Here is a 12545-nt window from a genome sequence, read left to right as displayed (position 1 = left end):
ATGCTGCGCGGCCAGCCGCACCGCATCGGCCACATCGGCTGAGGACGAAAGCCTGCGCTTCGCGGCCTGGCTGGCCCGATTCCGCACCACGGCGCTGGCCGCCGGCATCACCGAGGCCACCTTGCGCGAGGCCCTCGACCCCGCACGCCTGCAGCCCCGCAGCATCGAACTCGACCGCAGCCAGCCCGAGTTCACCCGCGCCATCTGGGACTACCTTGACCGTGCCGTCTCGCCAACCCGCGTGAGCACGGGCCAGGCCCGCCTCGCCGAAGTCCGCCCCGAGGCCGACCGCGCCAGCGCGCGCTACGGCGTCCCCGCCCCGGTGCTGGCCGCCATCTGGGGCATGGAAAGCAACTACGGCAGCCACTACGGGGACGTGCCCGTGATCGACGCCCTGGCCACCCTCGCCTTCGAAGGCCGGCGCGCCGCCTGGGCTCAGGGCGAACTGCTGGCCGCCCTGCGCATCGTGCAGCAAGGCGACATCGACCGCGCCCACATGATCGGCTCCTGGGCCGGCGCCATGGGCCAGACCCAGTTCATGCCCTCGGCCTTCCTGGCCCGCGCCGTGGACGCCGATGGCGACGGCCGCCGCGACATCTGGCGCAGCATGCCCGACGTGCTCGCCTCCACCGCCCACTTCCTGCAGGAAGCTGGCTGGGTGCCTGGCGAAGCCTGTGCGCCAGAACTGCGTCTGCCCGAAGGCTTTGACCCCGCCCGGGCCGACCCAGGCCTCCGCCAGCACAGCGCACAATGGGCCGACGAAGGCCTGCGCCTGGCCGACGGCCGCGCACTGCCCACCATGGCCGAAGCCAGCGTGCTGCAACCTGCGGGTCTGCGCGGACCGGCCTTCCTGGTGGGGCGCAACTTCCGCGCCGTGCTGCGCTACAACAACGCCACCAGCTACGGACTCGGCGTGTGCCTGCTCGCCCAGCAGATCGACGGTGGCGCCCCGGTGCAGGCCGCCTGGCCGCGCGACCAGCGCCCTCTGAACCGCAGCGAGGTCAAGGCCCTGCAGTCCGCCCTCAACGATCAGGGCTTCCCCACCGGCCAGGCCGACGGCCTGCTCGGCCCCGCCACACGCGCCGCGCTGCGCGACTACCAGCGCAGCGTGGGCTTGCCTGCAGACGGGTTTGCCACGGTGGAGGTGCTGATGCGGTTGAGGCCTTGACCGGTGCGCAGCGGTCGCCACCCCGTGATCGCCAGCCGTGCCATGTGCTCGATGCCAGACATGGCGCACAGCAACAACAAAGCCCAGTCTCACGATCTGGGCTTTGCCATGGATTTCATTGGTAGGCCGTGTTGGACTTGAACCAACGACCAAAGGATTATGAGTTGGCGGGCAACGGTGTGTACCTAGGGAAGTGTACCGGAAGCAACCGTAGCCTAGAAGAGCTGAAAGTACTTTGGTGACAGCAACTTAGCGTAGTTTGCCGGAATCGGTCAAAGCTAATGGCTGTACCGCTGGTGTACCTGGAAAGGCGCCATGCCAGGCTGTACTGGACGCGCACTGGACTGAGTCCCTTTAGTACTTCGGGCCAGTGGAACTTGCCAGAGAATCAAGCCGTTGGGTCCACTCATTTAAGAAGATGTCTTCGCTACGACTAGCCCAATCCTCTCGGAGAAATCTGGCTACGTGGTCACCAAGCAGTTGAAATACGCAACCAAGCTGTTGCTGCAATTTGCAGCAGTTGTCAACCACTGGTTAACAACTGCTTCCTAGCCGTTCGCACTCTGCGACCTTGATCTTAAGGAACCTAGTCCTGATGGCGGGCGCTGCCACAACTGACTAGCCTCGCAAGCGACGAAACATACAAAGCAACGTCAAGGAAATTCTTCAAGACGATTTTTCGCGAGCAAAAATAATTGCGCACGAATACTCCTGCCGTGCTGCTTTGAAGAAACAAGCTGGCAAATGTCTGAGTGAGAAAAATCATCCGCCTTGCCAGTGTCGTAAACACCTGCACCACGCTTGGGATCGGGCTCGGACGTCATGATAGCCCTCACCTCAGAGGCCTTAATTGTCGTGAACCCAATTAGGATGCGCGGACCTGTGCTGGGTGGGCATTTATTAACTTCATTAACTCGATTTAAGGCGATCTGCTTTACTGCATCGAGTGTGGTCGCCCCAAGCCGATGGCAGGATGCTCCTCTGCTTGAGGCATCATCGAAAAAATTGGGGGTGATCGTTTGGGTCACTTTATCGAAGTGCGTGGGGTCAAGGACTTGCCTACACAGCACCTCATGATCTTCAACAGGCGCAGGCGAGTAAGCAGAAGCCGTTTCACTCTCCCAGGCCACCTGTTCGGCCATTGAGATCAACTGTAGTTTCTTGCAATATTCCTGATCGCCCTTGCTGGACTCAAAGAATTCCCTGCAATTCATGCCCAGGCTCAAGCTTACGCTGCCTCTTTTGCTGGCGAGTCAAATGGACCAAGGCGATCCCAAAACCACGACTGTTCCAGGATCATCAAATCACGCAGATTTTCGAAACGTTCAACACCATGTTGATCTCTGGAGAAAAACGTGACTTCTCCATTGGGGTCAAAACCAACTTCTGCGTACCCCCCAGCAAGATCCCAATAGAGCCCAATCTCACCTGATGCTGAAATCATCGGGCGAGGAAGCGGCAATCTTGCAGGTATTGCATCGATCATATTGAGCGCAACATCCAAAATCTCATGCGGTGGCGGCATCGTTCCTGGACCGTTCCAGCCATCCGTAAGGTCAGAATATGCGCCGACCTCGCGTTTCAGCATCTCCCTGTGACTTACAGAGAGAAATTTAGGCGAACTACCAATTTTAATCAGATATTCTGCAGCGGGCTGGGCAACATTGCCAGGCAACAGGAAGACTGTGTCCGTCGCAATAAATTCCTTCTTTATTGCTTCTGGTTGGCAATCAAAAATTTGTTTGCGAGTGGCAGGAGCAGCGACCAACATTGCGGCAGCTAAGGTAAAGGTTGAAATGGGATCCACAATTACTCCTTGCCTGCGTTAAGTTTTATTTTTTCCTGTAATTCAGGACTTAGCAAGGCAGACAAAATGGCCTTGTTCTTCGCGTGCAATTCGTTGAGCACCATCGAGATATTTTCCTTGTGCACATCCAAAACCTTGTACAAGATTTTCCCGAATGTGGCCTTGTGTGAGGTCAATATCTGAATTTGATGAACACCATTAATCATGGTGCGCCCAATATTTACATTATTCAGTCGCGTATAATTCAGCGGCTCCGACTCCTCCTCAACATAGCCATGATGCGAGTGCCAGAGCGGAATTTTTGGATCTAAAGCATTTGAAACAAGAAATGGAGTTTGCTCAGCAAAAACCTCCATCACATTCAAATCGGCTGGATCCGCCTTCCAGATAAATACATCAGATATTTGCAAGCCGATGCTAATTACACCCTTTTGCGCATTGATACTTTCCATTAAAACGGACAAATATCGCTCAACATCCGCCTTGAATCTATCCCATCTCGTATAATCATTAATAACAACGATTATGTTTTCACGAGAAACAATAATTGATCTGCTTGATTGCCCTGTGCCGGGTTGAGCTGTCGCTGAGAGGCGCTCCAAGACGAACCCGCCAGCATCCACAGTGGTCGCACCAGTCGACAGAGGCTGCCCAGGTTGGCTAGTCATGCTAACCATGGCTCGTTGCTGGTCCGTGATGCTCGGAAAATCTGCTCTCAGATGCTGTACGGCTGCAGCGCGCAGCCTCCCTACCTCCCCGACATCCAACTCCGTCGAGAAGTCGATTGCAAACGCCGCCGTTTGGATAGCGTGTTGCCCTGCAAAAGGGTGCAGATGGTCTAAGCTCATTTAATCAGTCTAACATCGCAGCATGTGACGGATAGCGTAAAGATGTGGCTCAAGTGTGGCAATTACTCGTGCTAGCTTTTGCCTTCACAGCGTGACTTTTTCGCTTTCTGAAAGCAGGCATCAACGAAGTGCTTGCACGTGGCGTTTACGTCGGACTACCGTACACCCACAAGCCTCGCCTGCTGTGGATCGTAGAACACCTCAGTGATCGACCCATCGCGAAGTCGCTGAACCGCCTCATCAATCACATGGAGCGGCACCATGAACCACTCCTTTGGCTTGACTGGGTTCCCGAAGCGATCATCAATGGTCAGGTCAAGCTGCGCTGCGCCGAACAGCCGGTGGAAGATGCTTTCGAGCCTAGTTCGGTTCAAGTTGTGCAGCTTGTAGGTCGCAACCACCTCGACGCCAGATAGAAGGTAGGTTGCATCCTTTTCTGCGCCTGAAATGCGCGTCTCGACCGATCCACCAGTGACCCCGATCTTGTGGATCAGCTCGCGATGCTCGGCCACAAACGGATGGGTCGACTTGCTTCGCAGGACATAGATCGTTCCGCTTTCGATGTCGCCTTCCTCAGGCGCCGCACCAAACAGCGGGCCTGCATCCGGATCGGAGATCAGACGGGCTGCCTCATCCCGATGCAGCGAACGCTGCAACGAGCGCATCAACACACTGGCTTCGGTGCCGTTGTCAAACACCACTCGCAAGCGGCTGTCGCGGCGTCCGTATTCAGTGGTGAACTCCTCGCCCTCTTCGGCGATGTAGGCAATCTGGCCGCCAATGATGAAGTAGGCCCCTTGCACTATGTCGTCCAATGCCTTCTCTTTGGATTGGAACGTGCGTGCTTGCCGGGCACCAGACTTGAGCTCCCCCTGTACGACATCGAACAAAGGCTTGAACTGATCAAAGTCTTCGCACTTGGTGCGGTTGGCAACTTCTTCGGCTGCCCGCTTTTCGGCGGCCGAACGAACGTGCTTCAACACCGTGATGTCGTCCTCATCGACGCGAGGGGTGTCCACGCCCAGTTCTGCCAACAAGGCATCTTCATCCAGGTCATCGAGACTTTGGGATGCCACTGCCGCCGCGTTCAACAGTCCAGGCGAGTCAAGCTCAGCCAGCAGGGCATGGGCCTCCGGGAGCTTCCTGATTTGCTCAAGGCGCACCGCGTATAGCCGTTCAAAGATGTCATGACCGTCACCATGTTGCGGTGCCCGTCCGTGAGTTTGATGAAAGCGCAGGATGTCCTCGAAACCAGCAATGATGCGTTCCTCGCGCGGTGTGCGGGTGGATGTCTTGATGGGCGCAACCTCGACACCCAACGCATCCAGCAGTTCGTCGTCGTCCATTTCAGCCATTGCTGGGGCCTCCTTGAGCCTGCGCAGCCTTGGCCTGGGCACGATACCGAGCCAATGCGGCCACCCCTTCGGCCATGCGCTTCTCCCACGCATCAGCAGAATTGATGTCGGGCAAGCGTCCCCGCTCTTGCTTGAACAGCAGAGCGCGTTTGGCCAACTCGCGTGCCTCTTCCTCAGGGATACTCACCTTCTTGGCGGCAATGCTGGCTTGCACTTGGCGCAGTGAGGCCTCATTCATGGCCTTGGCCAAAACGGCATAGGCCGCTTCAAATGGATTGATGCGATCGATCAAGTCGATGTCTAAGTCCCGGACATTGACGAACTTTCGAACACCGTCGATCAGGGCTGTGTTGCCCTGCGCCGTGCTGCCATTCGCATCAGCCTCCGCGAGGGCAAGCTTGGCCTGTTGCGTGACGTTCATGGCGGCAATGGCGTGTTGGCGAATCGCTTCCTGATCGGCCTCGGTCAGATCTGGATAGCGCTCTCGCACAATCTTGCCCATGCGCAGCTGGGTCAGCTCTTCAGGCAAGGTGTTCTCCTGGTCAAACAAGCCCCTCTCCAGCGTTGTCTTGTCTTGCAGGAAACTGGTGACGACCTCGTTCAAGTCCTCCTTGCAGATCCGAGTTGCTTCGGGTGTTGCTGGCTTGGCGAGGCCGTTGATTTCAACGTGGTACTGGCCCGTGGCTTCGTTCACCCCAACATTGCTGCCGCCTGCTTGATACCCCTCGCCGCCGTTGTAGACAAAGCCCTCTTGAGGGCCTGCATCCTTTGGCGTGAACTCATAGCGAGGTGCCAATACCTGCTCCATCAAGAGGCTGGCGGAAATGGCCTTGAGCATGTCGTTCACAGCTTCGGCCACCGCACCTTGGTCTGCCGTGGGCTCAGCGATCAAGTTGGTGAACCGTGAACGCTCTTTGCCTTTGGCATCGCGAGTGGCGCGTCCAATGATTTGGACAATCTCAGTCAAGCTGCTGCGATAGCCGACCGTAAGCGCGTGCTCGCACCAGATCCAATCGAACCCTTCCTTGGCCATGCCCAGCGCGATGATGACATCCACATGGTCGCGGTCATCCTTGTGTGCTGGGTCCTTCAGGGCATTCAGAACCTGTGAGCGGCGCGACTGGTCACTGTCATCGACCAGGTCAGCAACCTTCAGCAAACGGCCATCGGCGGCCGCAACCTGATGAAAGCCGGTGGCCGGATCAACGCCTTTCCACTCGCCAAGCCCATGCATGATCTCGTCGACTTCGCGCTGCTTGTCCTTCAGGCTCTCGCGTGCGTTCACGTTTGGAATGTGAACGATCGTTTTCAGCGCTGGGTCCAACACCTTGTGAATAGCGTCGACATAGGGCCCGGTGTAGAAGAAGTACCCGATGTCCAGCGACTTCAGCCAGTGGTAGCCGTTGAGCTGCTCGTAGTAGGTGTAGGTGACCGTCTCAAATTTGCTTTCGTCAGCCGGAGCAAGCACCGCCTCACTATCGCCCCGGAAATATGAGCCGGTCATCGCGACCAGGTGAACCTTGTCACGCGTGATGAAGGCACCCAGTTGTACTCCGAGCTTGTTGTCAGGATTGCTGGAAACGTGGTGGAACTCATCGACGGCGATCAATCGATCGTCAAATGCCTGAATGCCCAATTCGTCAACCGCAAATCGGAAGGTGGCGTGGGTGCACACCAGCGCCTGGTCGTTGCTGGCCAAGAACTGGCGTACCGCATCCACCTTGGATTTGGCCGTGCGCGGCTCATCGCCACCGGGCGCATTGCAAAGGTTCCATTGCGGTGCCACATGCCAATCCCAATAAAAACCGGATTGGCTCAGCGGCTCATCGGCAAAGCTACCGCCAATGGAGCGCTCTGGCACAACCACGATGGCTTGCTTCAGCCCCTGGTTGTTGAGCTTGTCCAAGGCGATGAACATCAACGCGCGTGACTTGCCTGATGCTGGTGGCGACTTGATGAGCAAATACTGTTCGCCGCGCTTGGCATAGGCCCGTTCCTGCATGGCGCGCATACCCAGCTCGTTGGCCTTGCTGGATGCGCCCGTTCGTGCTGTACTGATCGACACCGAGGGAACGGTATAGGTATTCGTTGGATTCGTGGCGTGATCGTTCATGATGCTTTATTCCTCCCTTTAGCCGCGACGCTGGTAGGCTTGGCTTTTTCTGCTGATGTCATTTTTGCGTATAGCTCAAAAAGCTTTTCCAGTCTCTCAGTGTCGTTCTTGAAACGACGTCCGATGTAGACTCTTTCAATCACTTCGTCGCTACGCTCGTGGGCATGAAGCAAGTTGCCCGGCATAGATTCCGGGTTGTATAGGTCTGCAATCGTGGCAGGGTAATGTGCCTCACGTGCCAAAAGGATATCTTCGGCGCATTGGTTTAATTCAGCCTTGTTTTGATCCGTCAATGAGGGCACAGGAAAAGTATTCCAACCCAGAGTGTTGGAGTATGAGAAATCGGTGCGCATTCGAACGCAGACGTTGCTGATCCAAACTCGATGAAGGCGTGAAGCGATTAGCGCCAAGTTCCATAGCGGAGCGTCATAGAGCGCATACGCTTTGTTGTTCATGACAGCACGATCGGAAATCAAACCAACTGGCAAATATGGGCGACGCTCTGATGAGATCGCTGGAACAATGATAGTTGATTGCCTACCGCATCTCATTAGTTTGAGTTGATGTGAGCGCTTTGCCAATGCTTGGGCACCCTTATCAGGGCTAGCGAGCCGTACGCTTCGCACTGCCTCAATTCGAGTGTTCAACGCCGGAATCGATTGCGCCTCTGCCAAGTGGTGATCCTCAATCCAGAGGCAGAATCTGGAGCCCCCGTTAATGAAGTCGTCAGATCCATAAATGGGCCTGATGAAGCGCTCTCGTTGATCATCAGTAAGTCCGATAGTGCTTAAATCGTCCCGAGACATCAAAAGATTCCCCCCATCGCTTGGCTTGTTTCCAAATTCCATAACACTCAAGCCAGACAGCGAATCTCTTCTTTTCTCAACAATAACCCGAGGACCCAAAGTCAAGTAGGGGGTGATTGATGCCCCTTCACGCAGAACAACAGCGCCATCGTCTTGGTGATCAAATAATCGACGAGGCGCGCTTGCTGGCATTCCGATGCCCACAACGGCAACTGTCACACCAGCATTGTTGCTGGCTAGGTTCGCCCATTTGAATGAGGTGTATGCAAACCTGATGTCGCAACCAGAATTAAATATAATCGGCCAAAGAATTGGCACCGACTGGCCTTGGCATATAGAGTTTGTGCTCACGAACGCGGCAACGCCTTGTCCTTTGGCAATCCAGTCGGCTGCCTTGATGAACCAACCAGCGACATAGTCAAGAAAGCCCGTTGAAGTGGTACGGCCGTTCACAACCGCTCGCAGGTCAGCCTTTTGATCGGCACTTTGCCAAGTGTTTCCTAGGTAGGGGGGATTCCCGCAGATATAGGTCTCACCACCCTCGTTCTCAAAGTCAATCTGTGCTTGGTCAAGTGGTGTTTCGAACAGGTCATCGGCCACTAGCTTGACTCCTACGCCTGTCGGTGGGCAGATACTTAACCAGTCGAGTCGCAGCGCGTTGCCACTCACAATCCAGTTCTGCGCATCAAGTGGCAGAAACTCCGCCAAAGCATCCTTCTGCCCTCGATAAAGCACGTCGCACTGGAACTCAGCAATGATCAGAGCCAAGCGGGCAATTTCCGCGGGGAAGTCGCGTAGCTCAATCCCGCGAAAATTTGTCAGCGGGATCACGCTGCTCAAGTGGGGCTCACCCCGTCTGCGGTTGATCTCTGCCTCGATCTCTCGCATCTGCTTGTAGGCAATCACCAAGAAGTTGCCGGATCCACAGGCCGGGTCGAACACCCGAATACGTGCCATCCGCTTTCGCAGGTTGAGTAGCTTTCGCTCGTTGTCACCAGCCTCATCCAGGGCTGATTTGATGTCATCCAAAAACAGCGGATTTAGCACCTTGAGGATGTTAGGCACGCTCGTGTAGTGCATGCCCAGGGAGCCGCGCTCTTCGTCGTCTGCCACAGCCTGGATCATGCTGCCGAAGATGTCGGGATTGATCTCACGCCAGTTCAAGGCCCCCGCGTGCAGCAGATAGGTTCGCGCCATGCGTGTGAAGCGGGGCACTTCGGTGCTGCCAGAGAACAGGCCACCGTTGACGTACGGGAAGGCGTTCGCCCATGCGGGCAGCCGTGGCTCAGCAGACGCTCGGTCGCTGACCTTGATGTTCATGGCCCGGAAGATTTCTGACAGCACCTCATGTGTGTTGCTGCCACCTCGGTCGCTCATCCTGTCGACCGTTTGGGTCAACAAGCCGGTGTCACTGAAGATGCTGGTGTCTTCTGCAAAGAAGCAGAACACAAGACGCGCCATGAAGTGGTTCATGTCGCTGCGACGTTCGTCCTTGGCCCAATCAGGGTTCTCGCGCAACAGTTCAACGTAAAGCTTGTTCAGCCGAGCAGTGGCCCGAACGTCGATGGGGTTGTCTTTGATCTCCTTGATGGTGGAGATGCCTGCCAGTGGCAACAAGAAGCCGAAGTGATTCGGAAAGTCCGTGTAGTCGCAGGCGATGGTCTCGCCGCTGGTCAGCTCTTCCGCCTCCAGTGCCTGCCCGTCGGTGGCCAGGATGAACTTGGCTTTGGCCTTCGTTGTGGCGGCGCTGGCGCGCAAGGCTGCGAGTGTCTCGCCAACGTTGCCAGCTTTGCAAACTGCGATGTGGATGTTGTTGCGCAGCAGTACGCCGCCAGGCAGATCTGAGGCGTTGTTGTTGCCCGTGCGCAAGCGCTTGAGCGTGGTTTCCTTATTGCCAAAGGCTGCAAGAAAGGCGTATGGAAACTCAGTCGCGTCGAAGGGGTGAAGGGCCAGGTCAGAGATGGCCTGCTCGATTTCTACAGCATTCATGGGATATGGCCTGTTCAGGCTCCAGGCCAGAGGCGAGCAAAGTCAAACGAAAGTTGACGGTGGTGCCGGATGGATAGCAAATACGCAGTCAGTTTGACCTCGTCCACGGCATACAAAATCAGATAGTCGCTGTGCAGATACACACGAAGGGCGTCGGCCGCGCCTGGCGGAAGCTGCGCCAACTGCGTCAACGCCTCGGCAGACTGGGGTGGTTGATCCAGGTAGCGCTTACCAATGAGCGGGAAGCGCGCCAGGTTGGGGGCAACCGTGCCGCGCAGGCCTGCCAGCAGGTCGTCGAAAGCAAGGGCGGCCTCTGCCTCTTCGAGAAAGGTCTGGATGGACGCTAACTGCGCCAGAAAGCTGGCCGTGAGCTCGACCCGGTAAAGCTGCTCAGCCACGTTGCTTGGACTTAGGTTTATCGCTAGAAGAAGACTTGGTGGCTCGGGCTGACTGCAAGCCCGCCAAGGCGGCATCGGCGTCCTGCGTGCGGCCAGCCAGCACATCGGCCAGGCCACGACGCGCATCGTCGATCAGCAGCAGATGGATGCGCTCACGCTCCAGGCGGTGGTAGTAGTCCAGGCGGTCTGCGTCGATCAAAGCCACGTAGCTTTCACCGTTCTTGGTGATGATCTTCTCGGCACCGGCCTTTACCTGGTCGGCCAATTCGGACAGGTGCGCGCGCGCCTGGGTAAACGGTACGACATCGCTGGCTGAAATGGACATGACCGACTCCTGGGGGCTGACAGAATTCGGTGCAGTTTACTGGACGGGCGCTACCGTTGGGCCTGAGAGCGCTCGATGCGCAGTTCGTCCAACATGCCAGATTGCCTGGTGAGCACCACATCCAGCTCCATGCCCAGAATGGCCAGCACGGCCAGCAGCTTTCGTGTGCCCAACTCCACTAGGCGGCCTCGCTCGAACCTGGACAGCGACTCGGCCGTGATGCCAGCCTGTGCGGCCACAGTTTGTTGACGAAGGCCAAGGGCACGCCGGCGCTGCGCGACGGCTTGGCCAAGCTCTTGGAGGGTCTGCATTTGAGATCTGTGTCAAGACTGTTTTAAGAACGCGGCCACCTTGATAAATAAGTCAATTTTGGCGCCGGCCATCTTGGGTCTTCCGGGCTTGGGGCGGCTTTGGCTGGGCAACCACCTCAGCCAGGCTGCGCCGACGCAGCAACTCAGCCCGCATCCAAGCCGATGCCTCCTGCATCTCTCGACGCAAGTCAACGACCTCATCTTCACTGAGCATCCGTGGGCGACCATGATCCAGAGGCATGACATTGCTCCCGACCTTTTAGCGGCAAAAGTTTTAGCGGCTAAAACGCCGCGTACTTGCGGCACGGTATCAAACCGCTGACGAGGCAACCACCGCTCTTGCGCTTCATGGCTTCGCCCTGGGGCGAACAACCGCCTTGGCAATGCCGTGAAGCTCTCCCTGTGTGGCCTCGATCTTCCAAAGCACGGCCCGAATGGTGGCGTCACTGAGGCCTGCCATCCGCTGGTCGCCTGAAAGCCAAAGTTTCAACAGGCCGCCCAGGCGCCCAAGGTCACCGTTGACGCGCATCAACTCACCCACCATCTGGTGGTCCAGGATGCCTTTGACCTGGTAGCCCATGCCGACACGGCGCAGATAGCAGGCCATAGACAGCCCGGTGGACCGCGCCTGTTGCTCAATGACATGGCGCTCACTTGGCAGGCAGTAGACCTTGATCGGTGGGCTGCCCTTGCGCGTGGCCGCATCACCGGCCTGTTCTGGCGTCCCCATCAGACCTCCAAACGGCGGTAGCCGTACGCCTCGCAGAGCAGGATGCCCATTGAGCACGAAGTGCGAATACGGGCCAGTGAAGTGAGACCAACCGCTTGCGGTGGGCCCACTTCACATATCCTGCCCCGGACTCGGCCTTGCTTTTCGCAAGGCCCTCGCGTTGCCGAAGCTTGTTCGGCGCTTGCTTTGAACGTTCGAACGAAAGTTGAACGGCCGTCGAAAGCAAGGAAAGCTTTTTGAACGCCAGGGGTGGGGAAAATGAGGCTGCAAGCAAGGCGCGGCAAAGCTTCAAAACGAGGACTCACAACAAGGCTCCCTTGTTGGGCGCGGAGCCAAAGTCCAGTTGACCTGTCGTGCCCTTTGCGCCTTTCTTGGCGGTGCGCTTTGCTGATTGCGGCACGGCCTTGCCAAGCAACAGCCTGTTCACGTACAGCCTGAACGATTGATAGCTGAACACAACAGCTCCCTCCTCGTTCAAGGTTTCATAGATGGCCAGCACCGACCAGCCGTCATCAAGGGCGCCTTGGATGTCGGTACGCAAAGCCAAGACCAAAGCCCGGTTGCTTTTGGGGCTTGGCGCGGGCTTTTCGCCAGTACGTGTCCGCGCCGATCCAAATCTGAGCCACCGTGCCGATCCAATATTGAGCCAGGGCTGGTAGCCGACCAAAGGGTGGTCAGCTGTGGATAAGTGTAGA

12 protein-coding genes are annotated in these 12545 nt (G+C 57.1%); 1 reads left to right on the top strand and 11 read right to left on the bottom strand.

Annotated elements, in window-relative coordinates:
* Window positions 1-52 precede the first annotated feature (52 nt).
* A complete protein-coding gene (locus tag QZ994_RS15115; protein WP_290873399.1) occupies window positions 53-1168 on the top strand; it encodes a lytic murein transglycosylase in 1116 nt (371 codons plus the stop codon).
* A 653-nt stretch (window positions 1169-1821) separates the two neighbouring features.
* Here the strand turns inward: QZ994_RS15115 and QZ994_RS15110 are convergent.
* The 11 genes from QZ994_RS15110 to QZ994_RS15060 form a co-directional block, all read right to left on the bottom strand.
* Entirely contained in the window at window positions 1822-2394 is a 573-nt protein-coding gene (locus QZ994_RS15110; RefSeq protein ID WP_290873397.1) for a hypothetical protein, read from the bottom strand.
* A gap of 2 nt (window positions 2395-2396) precedes the next feature.
* Window positions 2397-2975 carry a hypothetical protein gene (locus QZ994_RS15105; RefSeq protein WP_290873394.1) on the bottom strand — a complete coding sequence of 193 codons (579 nt, stop codon included), beginning with the start codon at window positions 2973-2975 and terminating at the stop codon, window positions 2397-2399.
* A gap of 2 nt (window positions 2976-2977) precedes the next feature.
* Entirely contained in the window at window positions 2978-3823 is an 846-nt protein-coding gene (locus QZ994_RS15100) for a TIGR04255 family protein (protein WP_290873391.1), read from the bottom strand.
* Window positions 3824-3978: 155 nt separating this feature from the next.
* Window positions 3979-5178 (bottom strand): GIY-YIG nuclease family protein, encoded by a 1200-nt coding sequence (locus QZ994_RS15095; protein ID WP_290873388.1) that lies wholly within the window; start codon window positions 5176-5178, stop codon window positions 3979-3981.
* A complete protein-coding gene (locus tag QZ994_RS15090; protein WP_290873385.1) occupies window positions 5171-7291 on the bottom strand; it encodes a DEAD/DEAH box helicase in 2121 nt (706 codons plus the stop codon). The genes QZ994_RS15095 and QZ994_RS15090 overlap by 8 nt, the downstream gene beginning before the upstream one ends.
* Window positions 7288-10086 carry a DNA methyltransferase gene (locus QZ994_RS15085; protein ID WP_290873382.1) on the bottom strand — a complete coding sequence of 933 codons (2799 nt, stop codon included), beginning with the start codon at window positions 10084-10086 and terminating at the stop codon, window positions 7288-7290. Before QZ994_RS15085 ends, QZ994_RS15090 begins: the two co-directional genes overlap by 4 nt.
* Window positions 10087-10100: 14 nt before the next feature.
* The gene (locus QZ994_RS15080; protein WP_290873380.1) at window positions 10101-10484 is read right to left on the bottom strand and encodes a type II toxin-antitoxin system RelE/ParE family toxin; all 384 of its coding nucleotides are present in this window, start codon (window positions 10482-10484) and stop codon (window positions 10101-10103) included.
* Window positions 10477-10809 carry a type II toxin-antitoxin system Phd/YefM family antitoxin gene (locus QZ994_RS15075; RefSeq protein WP_290873377.1) on the bottom strand — a complete coding sequence of 111 codons (333 nt, stop codon included), beginning with the start codon at window positions 10807-10809 and terminating at the stop codon, window positions 10477-10479. The genes QZ994_RS15080 and QZ994_RS15075 overlap by 8 nt, the downstream gene beginning before the upstream one ends.
* A gap of 50 nt (window positions 10810-10859) precedes the next feature.
* The gene (locus QZ994_RS15070; protein ID WP_290873374.1) at window positions 10860-11120 is read right to left on the bottom strand and encodes a helix-turn-helix transcriptional regulator; all 261 of its coding nucleotides are present in this window, start codon (window positions 11118-11120) and stop codon (window positions 10860-10862) included.
* Window positions 11121-11466: 346 nt separating this feature from the next.
* Window positions 11467-11850: a conjugal transfer transcriptional regulator TraJ gene (gene traJ, locus QZ994_RS15065; RefSeq protein WP_290873371.1), complete on the bottom strand. Its 384-nt coding sequence runs from the start codon at window positions 11848-11850 to the stop codon at window positions 11467-11469.
* A gap of 301 nt (window positions 11851-12151) precedes the next feature.
* The coding region (locus tag QZ994_RS15060) for a TraK family protein (RefSeq protein WP_290873369.1) at window positions 12152-12545 on the bottom strand (394 nt) is incomplete at its 5' end.

It is taken from the genome of Aquabacterium sp., from assembly GCF_021768455.1.
GTDB lineage: Bacteria > Pseudomonadota > Gammaproteobacteria > Burkholderiales > Burkholderiaceae_C > Aquabacterium.
The sequence above is the reverse complement of the archived record's forward strand: the minus strand, read 5'-3'. Positions and strand labels throughout refer to the sequence as shown.

Coding starts and splice junctions, on each gene's coding strand:
- QZ994_RS15100 (WP_290873391.1), bottom strand. CDS start 3,823: ATGAGCTTAGACCATCTGCACCCTTTTGCAGGGCAACACGCTATCCAA.
- QZ994_RS15095 (WP_290873388.1), bottom strand. CDS start 5,178: ATGGCTGAAATGGACGACGACGAACTGCTGGATGCGTTGGGTGTCGAG.
- QZ994_RS15090 (WP_290873385.1), bottom strand. CDS start 7,291: ATGAACGATCACGCCACGAATCCAACGAATACCTATACCGTTCCCTCG.
- QZ994_RS15085 (WP_290873382.1), bottom strand. CDS start 10,086: ATGAATGCTGTAGAAATCGAGCAGGCCATCTCTGACCTGGCCCTTCAC.
- QZ994_RS15075 (WP_290873377.1), bottom strand. CDS start 10,809: ATGTCCATTTCAGCCAGCGATGTCGTACCGTTTACCCAGGCGCGCGCG.
- QZ994_RS15070 (WP_290873374.1), bottom strand. CDS start 11,120: ATGCAGACCCTCCAAGAGCTTGGCCAAGCCGTCGCGCAGCGCCGGCGT.
- traJ (WP_290873371.1), bottom strand. CDS start 11,850: ATGGGGACGCCAGAACAGGCCGGTGATGCGGCCACGCGCAAGGGCAGC.